12 protein-coding genes are annotated in these 14,658 nt (G+C 66.2%); 5 read left to right on the top strand and 7 right to left on the bottom strand.

Going from position 1 to position 14,658, the window contains the following annotated elements; genetic code table 11:
* Positions 1–73 precede the first annotated feature (73 nt).
* The 4 genes from tilS to cysS all read right to left on the bottom strand — a co-directional run bounded on the left by tilS (position 74) and on the right by cysS (position 4,321).
* Positions 74–1,048 carry a tRNA lysidine(34) synthetase TilS gene (gene tilS, locus BRO63_RS21110; RefSeq protein WP_179215174.1) on the bottom strand — a complete coding sequence of 325 codons (975 nt, stop codon included), beginning with the start codon at positions 1,046–1,048 and terminating at the stop codon, positions 74–76.
* Between the two features lie 151 nt (positions 1,049–1,199).
* A complete protein-coding gene (locus tag BRO63_RS21105) occupies positions 1,200–2,165 on the bottom strand; it encodes an acetyl-CoA carboxylase carboxyltransferase subunit alpha (RefSeq protein ID WP_059372051.1) in 966 nt (321 codons plus the stop codon).
* Positions 2,166–2,201: 36 nt separating this feature from the next.
* On the bottom strand, positions 2,202–2,846 hold the full coding sequence (locus BRO63_RS21100) for a DNA-3-methyladenine glycosylase family protein (protein WP_088141755.1): 645 nt from the start codon (positions 2,844–2,846) through the stop codon (positions 2,202–2,204).
* 20 nt (positions 2,847–2,866) lie between these two features.
* The gene (cysS, locus tag BRO63_RS21095; protein WP_088141684.1) at positions 2,867–4,321 is read right to left on the bottom strand and encodes a cysteine--tRNA ligase; all 1,455 of its coding nucleotides are present in this window, start codon (positions 4,319–4,321) and stop codon (positions 2,867–2,869) included.
* 350 nt (positions 4,322–4,671) lie between these two features.
* On the opposite strand from cysS, the gene BRO63_RS21090 reads away from it, so the two are divergent.
* The 3 genes from BRO63_RS21090 to BRO63_RS21080 all read left to right on the top strand — a co-directional run bounded on the left by BRO63_RS21090 (position 4,672) and on the right by BRO63_RS21080 (position 6,765).
* Entirely contained in the window at positions 4,672–5,355 is a 684-nt protein-coding gene (locus BRO63_RS21090; protein WP_088141683.1) for a tetratricopeptide repeat protein, read from the top strand.
* 134 nt (positions 5,356–5,489) lie between these two features.
* On the top strand, positions 5,490–5,999 hold the full coding sequence (locus BRO63_RS21085) for a peptidylprolyl isomerase (RefSeq protein WP_088141682.1): 510 nt from the start codon (positions 5,490–5,492) through the stop codon (positions 5,997–5,999).
* The gene (locus BRO63_RS21080) at positions 5,992–6,765 is read left to right on the top strand and encodes a UDP-2,3-diacylglucosamine diphosphatase (RefSeq protein ID WP_088141681.1); all 774 of its coding nucleotides are present in this window, start codon (positions 5,992–5,994) and stop codon (positions 6,763–6,765) included. The genes BRO63_RS21085 and BRO63_RS21080 overlap by 8 nt, the downstream gene beginning before the upstream one ends.
* A gap of 92 nt (positions 6,766–6,857) precedes the next feature.
* On the opposite strand, the gene BRO63_RS21075 is transcribed toward BRO63_RS21080, so the two are convergent.
* The 3 genes from BRO63_RS21075 to azu form a co-directional block, all read right to left on the bottom strand.
* Positions 6,858–7,721, bottom strand: a complete 864-nt coding sequence (locus BRO63_RS21075; RefSeq protein WP_088141680.1) for an undecaprenyl-diphosphate phosphatase — start codon at positions 7,719–7,721, stop codon at positions 6,858–6,860.
* Between the two features lie 19 nt (positions 7,722–7,740).
* Positions 7,741–9,324: a TerC family protein gene (locus BRO63_RS21070; protein ID WP_088141679.1), complete on the bottom strand. Its 1,584-nt coding sequence runs from the start codon at positions 9,322–9,324 to the stop codon at positions 7,741–7,743.
* Between the two features lie 195 nt (positions 9,325–9,519).
* Positions 9,520–9,969, bottom strand: a complete 450-nt coding sequence (gene azu / locus BRO63_RS21065) for an azurin (protein ID WP_088141678.1) — start codon at positions 9,967–9,969, stop codon at positions 9,520–9,522.
* A gap of 351 nt (positions 9,970–10,320) precedes the next feature.
* Here azu and BRO63_RS21060 point away from each other — a divergent pair, with 351 nt between their 5' ends.
* Both BRO63_RS21060 and nosZ read left to right on the top strand, forming a co-directional pair.
* Entirely contained in the window at positions 10,321–12,516 is a 2,196-nt protein-coding gene (locus BRO63_RS21060) for a NosR/NirI family protein (protein ID WP_088141677.1), read from the top strand.
* A 54-nt stretch (positions 12,517–12,570) separates the two neighbouring features.
* Positions 12,571–14,487, top strand: coding sequence for a TAT-dependent nitrous-oxide reductase (gene nosZ, locus BRO63_RS21055; protein WP_088141676.1), 1,917 nt, complete (start codon positions 12,571–12,573; stop codon positions 14,485–14,487).
* Positions 14,488–14,658: the final 171 nt, after the last annotated feature.

Genomic DNA, 14,658 nt, shown 5'->3' with positions numbered 1-14,658 from the left:
AAATTTGCGCAGCCTGTGCAAAATTCTGTCCACGCCGCGGCTTTTTGGGGACGCCGGGCGCGGCGGCGGCCGTTCAATTCCTGGGCTCGACCCAGACCCTGCCCCGGTGGCAACGGATGACGTGGCCGGCCTGCTCCACCCGCAACTGGCGGTCATGGCCCAGGCTGTGCAGTCCGCGCAACTGGCGCAGCAGGTCGCGCATCCTGGCGTCGGTCGGCATGCGGGCGCCGTTGCGCTCCAGCCAATGGCGCAGCACGTGCGCCTGCCGCGCCTCGGACAAGGTGCGCCACGCCTGCAGGGAAAAGCTGGCGCCGTCCGCGGAAGGCTCGAGCGCGGCGAAGTCGTCGCGCGCCACCTCGTCCAGGATCTCGGCCGCCTCGCCCATGTGCCGCGCGTGGCGCGCGACGATGGCGCGCCACCCTGGCCAGCGGGCGTCCAGCACCGGCGCCAGCAATTCACGCAGCGCGGCGCGGGTGTAGTGCGGATCGGTATTGGTGGGGTCCTGCACCGGACTCCAGCCGCTGGCCGCGGCCACCGCATCCGCCGCATGCAGGATCGCCTCGCGACCGATGTCCAGCCAGGGGCGCAGGTAGACCAGGCCATCGCGCCGGGACAGCGGCGCCATCGCCGCCATGCCGGCAAGTCCGGTGCCGCGCAAGAGCCGCAGCAGAACGGTTTCCGCCTGGTCGTTGCGGTGATGGGCCAACAGGATGTGCGTCACGCCCTGCCCGCGCGCCAATTGCGCCAGCGCGGCGTAACGGGCGTCGCGCGCCGCCGCCTCGATGCCCTTGCCCGCGGCCTGCGCCACCTCCACGCGGGCCACCGACAGCGGCAAGGCAAGCAGGTCGGCCAGCGCGCGCGCATGCTGCGTCCAGGCGTCGGCGGCGTCCTGCAGGCCGTGATGCACATGGAACAGCGCCAGGTCCATGCCCAGCTCGCGCGCCACGGCGGCAGCGTGCACGGCCAGCATGGCCGAATCGGCGCCGCCGCTAAGCGCCACGGCAATGCGCGCCGGACGCTCGGGCAAGGCCTGCAAGGCGCGGCGCAAGGCTGCGGCCAGCTCGGCCGACACGGGAAGGGAATGAACTACGCCCGCCGCGGCCCGATGCGGAGTATCGGACGCTGGGCGGGCGTTCATGGCGGGATGGCGCGTGGCGCTGGGCCGCGGCGCCGGCAGGCATGCCGGCGCCCTGCCCGCTTCAGGCGCGCACTTCCTGGTAGGCGCCGTAGGACAGCAGGCGCTGGACGCGCTGTTCCACGAGCTGCTCGGGCGTCATGCCCTGGAGCTGGCGCAGGGCGTCGCCCAGCGCGCGGCGCAGCAGACGGGCCATGACGCGCGGGTCGCGGTGGGCGCCGCCCACCGGTTCGTTGACCACGCGGTCCACCAGGCCCAGGTCCTTCAGGCGCGGCGCGATGATGGCCAGGGCCTCGGCGGCTTCGGGCGCCTTGTCGGCGCTGCGCCACAGGATCGAAGCGCAGCCTTCCGGCGAAATCACGGCGTAGGTCGCGTACTGCAGCATCAGCACGGCGTTGCCCACGGCGATGGCCAGGGCGCCGCCCGAACCGCCTTCGCCGATGATGGTGCAGATCACGGGGACCTTCAGCTCGGCCATGGCATAGAGGTTATGGCCGATGGCTTCGGACTGGCCGCGCTCTTCGGCGCCGATGCCGGGATAGGCGCCCGGGGTGTCCACGAACGTGAACACGGGAATGCCGAATTTTTCGGCCAGGCGCATCAGGCGCAGGGCCTTGCGATAGCCTTCCGGACGCGGCATGCCGAAATTGCGCGCGGCGCGTTCCTTGGTGTCGCGTCCCTTCTGGTGGCCGATGACCATGCAGGGCGTGCCGTTGAAGCGCGCCAGGCCACCGATGATGGACTGGTCGTCGGCGTACATGCGGTCGCCGTGCAGCTCATGGAAGTCGGTGAACATTTCGCGCACGTAGTCCAGCGTGTAGGGACGCTGGGGATGGCGGGCGACCAGGGCCGTCTGCCAGGGCGTGAGCTTGGCGTAGATTTCCTTGGCCAAGGTCTGGCTCTTCTGCTGCAGACGTCCGATCTCGTCGGAGATGTCTACGGCCGAATCGGCCTGCACGTAGCGCAGCTGCTCGATCTTGTTCTCAAGCTCGGCGAGCGGTTGTTCGAATTCCAGAAATGTATTGCGCATGTAGTGTGGTTCCGTAGATGGGCTGCCTGGCTTGCGTCAGTATTGGACCGGAGTCGGTTCCAGACTGCGCCACAGATACCAGGTCGCCACGGTACGCCAGGGTTGCCACGCCAACGAGACTTCGCGAGCCTCGAAACGCGAGACAGGCTCGCCGCTGAAATAGTGTAGCGAGATTGCCTTGAGCAACCCAGGATCATCCAGCGGCAGGACATCAGGCCGCTGCAGATTGAAAATCAAAAACATCTCCGCCGTCCAGCGGCCGATGCCCCGGATGGCGGTCAGTTCGGAAATGACGGCTTCGTCGTCCATTGCCGCCCATTTCTCGGGATGGACCCGGCGCTCGCCGAAATGCACGGCCAGGTCCAGCACGTATTCGGCCTTGCGCTGCGACAAGCCAGCCGCGCGCAGGCCTTCCAGCCCGACGCGCAGCACGGCGACGGGCGTGGGACGCTTGCCCACGGCCTCGATGAACTGGGTCCAGACGGTGTCGGCCGCCTTGCTGGACACCTGCTGCCCGATGATCGCCCGCGCCAGCGTCACGAAAGGCGTGCCGCGCGAAGTCAGCCAGACCTCGGGATGCTGGGGGATGATCTTTTTCAGAATGCGGTCGCGCCGCATCAGGTGGGCTACGGCGGCTTCCCAATACTCGGGCTTGGGAATCTCGAGGTCGACGGTGGACATGGCGGGCGGATCCTGCGGGTTCAAGCCCGACGCCATTGCGTCACGCCGCCCGGTTTGTCGTCGAGTTCGATGCCGGCCTCGCGCAGCTCCGCGCGGATGCGGTCGGCTTCCGCGAAGTTGCGGGCCGCCTTGGCGGCCGCGCGCGCGTCGATCAGGGACTGGATGGCCTCCGCGTCCAGCGCACGGCGCTCGCCCTGCTCCATGGCGGCCGCCGAATAGCGCGTGGGCGACTGGAAATACGCCGCCGGATCCTGCTGCAGCAGGCCCAGCAGGGCAGCCAGCGCCTTCAGCTGGCCGGCGCTGCGCGCGCTCTTGCCGCGGTTGGCCTCGGAGGCCAGCTCGAACAAGGCCGCCACGGCGCCCGAGCTGTTGAAGTCATCGTCCATGGCCGCCTTGAAGGCCTGGGCCTGCGGCTCGCTCCAGTCGATGCCCTGCGTGTCGGCAGGCACGTTCTGCAGCGCCTGGTACAGGCGGTCGAGCGCGTTCTGCGCATCGATCAGATTGTCCGGCGTGTAGTTCTGCGAGCTGCGGTAGTGGTTGCGCACGATGAAGAAGCGCACCATCTCCGCTTCGCGCACGTTGACACGGTAGACGGCCTGATCGGCCGCCGGTTCTTCCTGGGCGATGGTCTGGCGAATGGTGCGGAAATTGCCCAGCGACTTGGACATCTTGTCCGAGTCGACCATGAGCGGGCCGCAGTGCATCCAGATGTTGGCCAGCGCGCCGCCGAAAGCGCCCTCGGTCTGGGCGATCTCGTTTTCATGGTGCGGAAATTTCAGGTCCGGACCGCCGCCGTGAATGTCCAGCGGCAGGCCCAGCAGCGACTTGCTCATGGCCGAGCACTCGATGTGCCAGCCCGGACGGCCCAGGCCATACGGCGATTCCCACTTGGTGTCGGCCGGCTCCTCCGCCTTGGCGGACTTCCACAGCACGAAATCCAGCGGATCGCGCTTGGCCGAGCCCACCGCCACGCGCTCGCCGGCACGCAGGTCGTCCAGCGTCTTGCCGGACAGCTTGCCGTAGCCCGGAAAGCCGCGCACGGCGTAGTTCACGTCGCCATCGTCGGCCTGGTAGGCCAGGCCGTTCTGCTCGAGCTTGCCGATGATGTCGAGCATCTCGCCGACGTACTCGGTCGCGCGCGGTTCGCGGTCCGGCGTCTGGACGCCCAGCGCGCGCTCGTCGGCGTGCATGGCGTCGATGTAGAACTCGGTGACTTCGCCGATGCGGCGGCCGGTTTCGACGGCGCGGCGGATGATCTTATCGTCGATGTCCGTGATGTTGCGCACATAGTCGACCGTCAGCCCGCTGGCGCGCAGCCAGCGCTGCACGACGTCGAAGGACACCAGCATGCGGGCATGGCCCAGATGGCAGAAGTCATAGACGGTCATGCCACACACGTACATGCGCACCTGACCAGCCTGGGCCGGCTTGAACGGTTCTTTGGTACGCGACAACGTGTTGTAGATTTGCAGCATGGCGCTTATAGGCTTTATCTAAGTTTTCCGTGGCGGTTGCGGAAAGTTGCTGCCGAAGGAAAATACCTTCGGCGCGTGCCGCCGGGTCGGATTTCGGTCCCGCCGATTTCGATCCTGCGATTCCGATCCCGCGGTTTCGATCATGATCTCGGCCTCGGGCCATAATCCCACTGGCGCCGACCATTCCGAACCCGCATTCCGAGCCCGCGCTCCATCAACGATATCGCGGGCTTCGTCCCCGATGTCGAGCCAAAACTCAACCGGGGCTAAAATGGCGGTCGTCAAGTATAGCAAGCGGCCCGGTCGCGCGCGTAAGCGTCGGCCTGCCAAGACTTTTAACGGATGCCCAAGTGACTATCAAGCCGCGCTTTCGCGTCGCCCTGCTCGCCCTGGCCCTTGCGGGCGCGCCGGTTGGAACCTCTCTGGCCCAGTCGATGGCCGGCGGCGGGGGAAGCAACCCCAACGCCAACCTCACGACCCTGGATCCCATCCCGCCCGAAGGCGGCTGGGACAGCCTGGCCAAGCTGCTGGAAGCCGCCAAGCCAGGCGTCGACACGCGCCTGACGCCCTCGCCCTCGCAGATCACCACGTACATCGAGCGCCTGCTGAGCCACGGCGACAACGAAGAAGCGCTTGCCATGATCGAAAAGCGCCAGGAGCAGATCAAGGACCAGCGCGGCGACGATGTGCAGCTGATGTTCCAGCACGCCCGCGCCCTGGCGGCCCTGAACCGCACCGATGAAGCCATCGGCATTTATACCGAGATGACCAACCGCTTTCCGGAACTCCCGGAACCTTGGAACAACCTGGCGGCTCTATATGCTGGACGCGGTGAACTCGACCGGGCGCAGGACGCCCTGTCGATGGCCCTGCGCGCCGACCCCAACTACGCCGCCGCCCGTGCCAATATGGGCGATCTGCAGCTTCTGCAGGCCTTGAGCACCTACAAGAAGGCCGCCAGCGACGGCGTGCCCGGCATGCAGGAAAAGGTCCGCGAAGTCGAAACCATGCTGAAGGATAAACACGGCAAATGATGTCCCGCTACTCCCCCTTACACCTGCTGCGCCTGACGGCGTGCTCGTTCGCGCTGGCTGCATTCGCCCCAGCGCTCGTCAGCGCCGCCCCCGCGGCCAATTCCTCCACCTCCTCCTCTGAAGGCACAAAAGCCATGAGCACCAACCCCCGCGTCAAGCTCCAAACGAACCAAGGCGACATGGTCATCACCCTGGATGCCGCCAAGGCGCCCAAGACCGTCGAAAACTTCCTGACCTACGTCAAGGAAGGTTTCTACAACGGCACGGTGTTCCATCGCGTGATCGATGGCTTCATGGTCCAGGGCGGCGGCTTTGAGCCCGGCATGAAGCAGAAGCAGACCCACGCCCCCATCGAAAACGAGGCCAACAACGGCCTGAAGAACGACAAGTACACCCTGGCCATGGCCCGCACCAGCGATCCGCACTCGGCCACGGCGCAGTTCTTCATCAACGTGTCCAACAACGACTTCCTGAACTTCACCGCGCCCACGCCCAATGGCTGGGGCTATGCCGTGTTCGGCACCGTGACCGAAGGCACCGATGTGGTCGACAAGATCAAGGGCGTGAAGACCGGCAACAAGGGCTTCCACCAGAACGTGCCGAACGAAGACGTGATCATCGAGAAGGCCGAAGTTCTTGAATAAGATCGCGCTGTCCGGCCCCATCTGGCTGGCGTCCGACCTGCATCTGGGACCGGCCACGCCGGCCACCTCGGAGGCCTTCCTGGCCTTCCTGGAGGCCGCGCGGGAGGAAGCCGGCGCCCTGCTGCTGCCGGGCGACATCTTCGATGCGTGGATCGGCGACGACGTGATCCGCGCCGCGCCGCCGTGGCTCGCCACGGCGCTGACGGCGCTGCGCGACACCGCCAGCCGGATTCCGGTCTGGCTGGGCCGCGGCAACCGCGACTTCCTCATCGGCGAAGAACTGGCCCAGGCCCTGGGCGCCAAGCTGCTGCCCGAGCCGGCGCTGCTGGAAACGGATTACGGCCAGATCCTGCTGACCCATGGCGACGAGTTCTGTACGGACGATGCCGCCTACCAGCAGTTCCGCAAGATGGTCCGCGATCCGCGCTGGCAGGCCGAGTTCCTGGCCAAGACCATCCCCGAACGCCTGGCGATGGCGCAGCAGGCCCGCGGCGAAAGCCAGGCCGCCAACCAGATGAAGTCCATGGAGATCATGGACGTCAACGCCGCCGCCATTGAATCCGTCTTCCGCGAGACGGGCGTGCGCGTGCTGGTGCATGGCCATACTCATCGCCCCGCCCGCCACGTGCTGGAAGTGGACGGCAAGAAGCGCGAGCGCTGGGTCCTGCCCGACTGGGACTGCGACCATGTGTCGCCCGCCCGCGGCGGCTGGCTGGTCATCGACCAGGACGGATTGCAGTTCTACGACCTGGAAACGGAAGCGTAGCCCGACGGCGCACCGCGCCGTAGCGGAAAACAGCAAGGGCCGCGCGAGCGGCCCTTGTCATTGATGCTGCCGGCGGCGCGCCGGCCGTGCCGTCAGCGCGTGAAGATCCAGGCCGCGACGATGCCGCCGAAGATGATCCGATACCAGGCAAAGACGCGGTAGGTATGGTTGGCGACGAAGCGCAGCACGGCGCGCACCACCACCATCGCGCTCAGGAACGCGGCGATGAAGCCCACCGCGATGCCCGACAGGTCGTGCTGGGTGAGCACGCCGAAGTTCTTGTACATGTCGTACACCGCCGCGCCCAGCATCGTGGGCATGGCCAGGAAGAACGAGAACTCGGTGGCCGTCTTGCGCTGGATGCCGGCGATCATGCCGCCGATGATGGTGGCGCCCGAACGCGAGGTGCCCGGGATCATGGCCAGGCATTGCGCCACGCCCACGCCCAGCGCCTGCTTCCAGGAAATCTGCTCCAGCGTGCGGGCCGTGGCGCGCTCGTCCGAAGCGGTATCGTCGGCCGCGCCCGGCATGTCGCCCGGCGTGTGGTGCGTCTTGCGCTCCACGTACAGCATGATCAGGCCGCCCAGCACCAGGGTCACCACCACCACGGCCGGGTGATAGAAGATGCTCTTGATGGACTTGATGAAGATCGCGCCGATGACGGCGGCCGGCAGAAAGGCGATGATCAGGTTGCGGGTGAAGGCCACCTCGGTGGGCACCCCGGTCAGCGTGCCGCGGATCAGCGTCAGCAGGCGCGCGCGGAACACCCACATCACCGCCAGGATGGAGCCCAGCTGGATCACCACCTCGAACACCTTGCCCTGGCTGGATTCGAAATTGATCCAGTCGCCCACCAGGATGAGGTGGCCGGTACTGGACACGGGTATGAATTCCGTCAGGCCTTCGATGATGCCCAGGACGAAAGCTTTGATCAGGTATAGGGTGTTCTCGGTCACGGTGTGGGGTCGGTTTCAGTTAATCGTTGGCTAGGGATTCGTCGTCCGCAAGCATTTCCTGCGGCCGCTTCTCGACGCGCACCAGCGCGATGCGGCGTCCGTCCATTTCCAGGACTTCAAAGCGGAAGTGTTCGTGGTGCATTTCGTATTCGCAGACGTCGCCCGGCTTGGGCAGGTGCCCGAAGCGCGACAGCAGGTACCCCGCCAGGGTTGAAAAATCCTGGGCATCATCGACCAGGCCTTCGGTTTCCAGCACTTGCTCGACATGGTGCAGGTCTGCCGCGCCGTCGATTTTCCAGGTGTTCTCGCCGTCGGCGACGATGTCGGGCAGTTCGTCCTCATCGGGGAATTCGCCGGCGATCGCCTCGAAGACGTCGATCGGCGTCACCAGGCCCTCGATGGCGCCGAACTCGTCGGCCACCAGCACCAGCTGGCCGCGCGAACGCTTGAGCGTGTCCATCAGGCGCAGGATGCCGATGGACTCGTGCACGATGATGGGATCGCGCAGGCGGTTGCGGCGCACCCGGCCCTCGGTGATCAGGTCGGCCACCAGGTCCTTGGCGCGCGCGATGCCCAACACCTCGTCCAGCGAACCGCGGCAAACCGGGAAGAAACTGTGCGGCGCCTCGGTCAGCTGGCGGCGGATGGTTTCCGGATCGTCGTCGATGTTGATCCAGGACACATCCGTGCGCGGCGTCATGATCGAACGGATCGACCGCTCGGCCAGCGTCAGCACGCCGCTGACCATGTTGCGTTCCTCGACCCCGAAGGCCGGGATGGCCGGGCCGTCCGCGCGAGGCAGGTCGGGTTCGTCGGCGGGCGGGCGCTTGCCCAGCATGCGCAGCACGGCCGAGGCCGTGCGCTCGCGCATCGGGCGGCGCGCATCCAGCTTGAGCAGGTTGCGGCGCGCCACCTGGTTCAGGGCCTCGATGGCGACCGAGAAGCCGATGGCTGCGTACAGATAGCCCTTGGGCACCTTGAAGCCGAAGGCTTCGGCCAGCAGCGAGAAACCGATCATGAGCAGGAAGCCCAGGCACAGCACCACCACCGTGGGGTGGGCGTTGACGAAACGCGTCAGCGGCTTGGACGCCAGCAGCATGATGCCGATGGCGATGATGACGGCGATCATCATGATGGCCAGATGGTCCACCATGCCGACCGCGGTGATGACCGAGTCCAGCGAGAACACCGCGTCCAGCACCACGATCTGCGTCACGATCACCCAGAAGCTGGCGTACACGCGCGGCCCCGACGAGCCGCCGTGCTGCGAGCCCTCCAGGCGCTCGTGCAGTTCCATGGTGCCCTTGAACAGCAGGAACAGGCCGCCGATCATCAGAATCAGGTCGCGGCCCGAGAACGACAGCGGGCCGATGGAAAACAGGGGGGTGGTCAGCGTGACCAGCCATGACATGACCGACAAGAGGCCCAGACGCATGATGAGCGCCAGGCTCAGGCCCATGATGCGCGCGCGGTCGCGTTGCGCCGGGGGCAGCTTGTCCGCCAGGATGGCGATGAAAATCAGGTTATCGATCCCCAGGACGATCTCAAGGACGACCAGGGTAAGCAAGCCGACCCACGCAGTAGGGTCCAGCAGCCACTCCATCAGGAGCTCCAGAAGTTACACGACCGGTAATCGTACATGGAAAATCCGTGACACGCCGGTGACGAGCCCCGTCCTTATGCCTGATGCGCGCGCGGTCTAGGCCCGTGGAACCAGGGCGTCCGGCACCTGCCCCGCCCTTGCGGAAAGACAAAAAAAACCGGCCTCGAGCCGGTTTTTCGCGTCAGCGGGAGCCGCTCAGCTGCCGAGCTTGAGCGTGCCCTTCATCATGGCCCAGTGGCCAGGGAAGGAGCAGAAGTAGGCATAGGCCTCGCCCGGGGTGAGCTTGGAGACGTCAAACGTAACCGAATCCGACTCGCCGCCACCGATGACCTTGGTATGGGCGATGACGCGGGTGTCGCCCGCCTTGACATATTCCTGCGGCAGGCCGGCGTTCATGCCATCGGTGGCCACGGCGGTCTTGTCGGCCTCCTTGGTCAGCACCCAGTTGTGGCCCATGGCGACCTTGGGCATCTTGCCGACATGCTTGAGGTGCACGGTGAATTGCTTGCAGCTTTTGTCGACGACCATTTCCTTCAGGTTGTATTGCATGGCGTCGTTGCTTTCTATGGTTGCTTCGCACTGAGCGGCCAACGCGGGCAGGCTGGCTGCGGACAGGGCGATGGCGAGGGTGGCTTTTGCCAGCATGGAGATTCTCCGTAAACGTTGGCGGCCTTTCCGACACGCGCGAGGCACATGCCTAGCGTCGCTGCCGCCACGCACAAGTCTATGGCGGCCTTCCAGGCGCACCATTGACGGACATCAATAGCGCCTCGTTCACCCCCTTCAAAACGGGGATATCCCCTACGCCGCGTGAGGGTATTGCCGCCGAGCGGGCTCCGTGCGCGCGGCAATTGACAAACCGCAATACGACGGATGCCGCGTGTTCTTAGGATGCCTGCAAACAAGCACAAACAGCAGAGTCCGAAGATGCAAGGCAGCACAGCGGCGGGGCGTGGGTTCAGTCGGTACATCTGGTTCATACATGCGGTTGTTGTCTTGCTGCTGTTCTGTGCGCAGACGGCTGGCACCGCGCAGGCCCAACGTCTGCCTGACTTCCTGGGCAGTGTCCCGATAGGACAGATCTTCCCTGGCGCGGACCGCGCCGACCCGCCCGCCGGCAAGCCCATGGTTGCCAAGGTCTATGCCAGCGACCGCCAGCTGGGCGTGGTCTATCTGACTTCCGACGTCGTCAACACTCGCGGCTACTCCAGCAAGCCCATCGACCTGCTGATCGGCCTGGCCAATGACGGACGCATCGTCGGCGCACGGCTTGTAGAGCACCACGAGCCCATCGTGCTCATCGGCATTCCGCAGTCCAAGGTCGACCATTTCATCAGCGGCTATGTCGGGCTGAACTTCGTGGACTCCCCTCCCCGCCATGGCGCCCCGCCGCCCGTGGACATCATCAGCGGCGCGACCGTCACGCTGATGGTGATCGGCGACAGCATCACGCGCTCGGCGATCGCCGTGGCCCGCGCCCATGGCATCGACAAGAGCGCCGGACAGGCGCAGCAGGCCGCGCCCGCCACCGCCCGCGTCGTGGACGAAACGCGCGATGCCGTCCAGCCCTGGCAGGCCTTGCTGGACGCTGGCGCGGTGCGCAACCTGCGGCTGAGCTCTGAAGACGTGAACCGGACGTTCCGCGAATCCGGCCGGAACGACGCGGCGGCTAGCGCGGCGGCCAGCGCGGAGGGCGGCGCGGACGCCGACGGCTTCATCGACTTGTACGCCGCGCTGGTCAGCGTGCCCGCGATCGGCCGCAGCCTGCTGGGCGACACGGAATGGCAGCGCCTGAGGGAACGGCTCAAGCCCGGCCAGCAGGCCGTGCTGGTGGCCGGCAACGGCGCCTACTCGTTCAAGGGCTCGGGCTACGTGCGCGGCGGCATCTTCGACCGCATCGAGATCATCCAGGACGAAAGCAGCTTCCGCTTTCGCGACCGCAATCACCAGCGCCTGGCCGACGTGGCCGCCGAGGGCGCGCCCGCGTTCCGCGAAGTCGCGCTGTTCGTCGTGCCCGAGGACACCGTATTGGACCCGGTCGCGCCCTGGCGCCTGCAGCTCATGGTGCAGCGCGTGCTCAGCGTCAGCGACAAGGCCTTCGTGACCTTTGACCTGAGCTATGAACTGCCGGCGGCCTATACCCGGCCAGCGGCAGGCGCGCAGACGCCCGCGGCACCGTCCGCCGCAGCCGCCGCGGCGCAGGCCGCTCCAGCGGAAGAACCCGCGCCGGCGCTTTGGAAGCAGATATGGCGCGGCAAGGCCGGACAGGTCGCGGTCCTGACCGTGGCGCTGGTGGTGCTGGTGGGCATTTTCTTCTTCCAGGACCAACTGACCAGCCGCCCCTTGCTGCACGACCGCCTGCGGCTGGCCTTCCTGGCGTTCGCGCTGTTCTGGATCGGCTGGTACGGCCAAGCCCAATTGTCCATCGTGAACGTGCTGACTTTCTTCTCGGCGCTGCGCAGCGACTTCCGCTGGGAGTACTTCCTGATGGACCCGCTGGTGTTCATCCTGTGGTGCGCCACGGCCATCTCCATGGTGTTCTGGAACCGCGGCGCCTTCTGCGGCTGGCTATGCCCGTTCGGCGCCCTGCAGGAACTCAGCAACCGCATCGCCCGCCGTCTGGGCGTGCGCCAGCTCAAGATCAGCCATGGCGTGAACCAGCGCCTGTCGACCCTGAAGTACGTGATCTTCCTGCTGCTGTTCGGCTTTTCCTTGTATGACCTGGCGCTGGCCGAGCAACTATCCGAGGTCGAGCCCTTCAAGACCGCGATCATCCTGCGCTTCATGCGCTACTGGCCCTTCGTCGCGTTTGCCGTGGCGCTGCTGGCCGCCGGCCTGTTCGTGGAGCGCTTCTTCTGCCGCTACCTCTGTCCGCTGGGGGCCGCGCTGGCCATTCCCGCGCGGCTGCGCATCTTCAACTGGCTGCGCCGCTACCGCGACTGCGGCAACCCCTGCCAGCGCTGCAACCTGGAGTGCCCGGTGCAGGCGATCGACCCCACCGGCGAGATCAATCCGAACGAGTGCATCCAGTGCCTGCACTGCCAGATGCTCTACCACCACGAGCAGAAATGTCCGCACCTGATCCAGAAGAAGGCCAAGCGGGAGCGCCGCCGCGCGCCCGCGGCCGAACCCGCCGAGCAGGTCATCGTCATGCACCGCGCGCCGAATCCGAATAGCGAACCCGGCGCCTGATCCCACTTTTCGCACCGCGGCGCCCGGGGCGCCGTCCCTACCAAGGAGTAATCCATGTCAGACAAGAATCCCGACAAGGCTGGCCTCACCCGCCGCAGCTTCCTCGGCACCGCAGCCATCACGGGCGCAGCCGGCCTGGTGGCCGGGGCGCAGATCTCCACCGCCCACGGCAAGGACGCAAAGGGCGGCGCGAACGGCGTGCTGGGCCACGTCGCCCCTGGCGAGCTGGACGAATACTATGCCTTCAACTCCAGCGGCCAGTCGGGCGAAGTGCGCGTGCTGGGCCTGCCGTCCATGCGCGAGCTGGTGCGCATCCCGGTCTTCAACCATTGCAGCGCCACCGGCTGGGGCCGCACCAATGAAAGCCGCAAGATCCTGACCGAAGGCCTCACGCCCGAAACCCGCGAGTACCTGAAGGACAAGGGCGGCGTGTTCATCAACGGCGACGCCCACCACCCGCATCTATCGTTCACCGACCGCACCTACGACGGGCGCTACCTGTTCATCAACGACAAGGCCAACAACCGCGTCGCCCGCATCCGCCTGGATGTGATGAAGACGGACAAGATCACCGAGCTGCCCAACGTCTCCGGCGTGCACGGCCTGCGGCCGCAACGCTATCCGCGTACCGGTTATGTCTTCGCCAACGGCGAGCACATCATCCCACTGCCCAACGACGGCAAGGTGACCGACGATCCCAAGAAGAACTTCTTCGCCATCTACACCGCCCTGGACGGCGACACCATGAAGGTCGCCTGGCAGGTGCTGGTCGACGGCAACCTGGACAACGGCGACGCCGACTACCAGGGCAAGTACTCGTTCTCCACCTGCTACAACTCGGAGAAAGGCGTCACGGTGGAAGAGGCTTCCGCCAACGAGCAGGACTGGGTCGTGGTGTTCAACATCAAGCGCATCGAGGAAGCCGTCAAGAAGGGCGACTTCAAGACGATGGGCGGCGTCCCCGTGATCGACGGACGCCACGGGTCCAAGTACACCCGCTACATTCCGGTGCCGAACTCGCCGCACGGCTGCAACGCCGCGCCCGACGGCATCCACCTGGTGCTCAACGGCAAGCTGTCGCCCACCGTCACGGTGCTGGACGTGCGCACGCTGGACGACCTGTTCGACGACAAGATCAAGCCGCGCGATTGCGTGGTGGCCGAGCCGCAGCTGGGCCTGGGCCCGCTGCACACGGCGTTCGACGGCCGCGGCAACGCCTACACCACGCTGTTCATCGACAGCCAGATGGTCAAGTGGAACATCGACAAGGCGAAACGCGCCTATAAGGGCGAGAAGGTCGACCCCATCATCCAGAAGCTGGACGTGCACTACCAGCCCGGCCACAACCACTCGACGATGGGCGAAACCCGCGAGGCCGACGGCAAATGGCTGGTGTCGCTGAACAAGTTCTCCAAGGACCGTTTCCTGAACGTCGGCCCGCTCAAGCCGGAAAACGACCAGTTGATCGACATCTCCGGCGACGAGATGAAGCTGGTGCATGACGGCCCCAGCTTCGCCGAGCCGCACGACATGTGCCTGGTGCACCGTTCCAAGATCCATCCTGTGAGCGTCTGGAAGCGCGACGACCCGATGTGGGAAGACGCCCGGCAGATGGCCAAGAAGGACGGCGTCTCGCTGGACGACGCGGCGAAGGTGGTGCGCGACGGCAACAAGGTGCGCGTGTACATGATGGCGGTCGCGCCCATGTTCAGCCTCAAGAAGTTCGAGGTCAACCAGGGCGACGAGGTCACCGTGGTAGTCACGAACATGGAGGTGATCGAGGACCTGACGCACGGCTTCACGCTGGAGGGCCACGGCATCGCCATGGAGGTCGGGCCGCAGGCCACGTCCTCGGTCACTTTCACAGCGGACCGGCCGGGCGTGTACTGGTACTACTGCCAGTGGTTCTGCCACGCGCTGCACATGGAGATGTCCGGCCAGATGGTCGTCCATCCCAAGAAGACCGCGTAGCGCATATGAAGCTCGCCGCAATCCTGACGATGCGCGCAGGCAAGGCCGCCGGCGCCATGCTGCTGGCGGCGGCCGGGCTGGCGCTGCCGGGCGCGGCGCCCGCGGCGACCCTGGAGATCGCCGCGGGCGCGGACCTGGCGGCGGCAGTCGCCTCTGCCGCCGCCGGCGACG

The sequence above is a fragment of the Achromobacter xylosoxidans genome (assembly GCF_002192695.1).
Taxonomy (GTDB): Bacteria; Pseudomonadota; Gammaproteobacteria; order Burkholderiales; family Burkholderiaceae_B; genus Achromobacter; species Achromobacter xylosoxidans_C.
The sequence above is the reverse complement of the archived record's forward strand: the minus strand, read 5'-3'. Positions and strand labels throughout refer to the sequence as shown.

Bases quoted from the DNA above. Each gene is read 5' to 3' on its own strand.
- BRO63_RS21070 (WP_088141679.1), bottom strand. From the start codon at position 9,324: ATGGAGTGGCTGCTGGACCCTACTGCGTGGGTCGGCTTGCTTACCCTG.
- BRO63_RS21100 (WP_088141755.1), bottom strand. From the start codon at position 2,846: ATGTCCACCGTCGACCTCGAGATTCCCAAGCCCGAGTATTGGGAAGCC.
- nosZ (WP_088141676.1), top strand. From the start codon at position 12,571: ATGTCAGACAAGAATCCCGACAAGGCTGGCCTCACCCGCCGCAGCTTC.
- BRO63_RS21085 (WP_088141682.1), top strand. From the start codon at position 5,490: ATGAGCACCAACCCCCGCGTCAAGCTCCAAACGAACCAAGGCGACATG.
- BRO63_RS21105 (WP_059372051.1), bottom strand. From the start codon at position 2,165: ATGCGCAATACATTTCTGGAATTCGAACAACCGCTCGCCGAGCTTGAG.
- azu (WP_088141678.1), bottom strand. From the start codon at position 9,969: ATGCTGGCAAAAGCCACCCTCGCCATCGCCCTGTCCGCAGCCAGCCTG.
- cysS (WP_088141684.1), bottom strand. From the start codon at position 4,321: ATGCTGCAAATCTACAACACGTTGTCGCGTACCAAAGAACCGTTCAAG.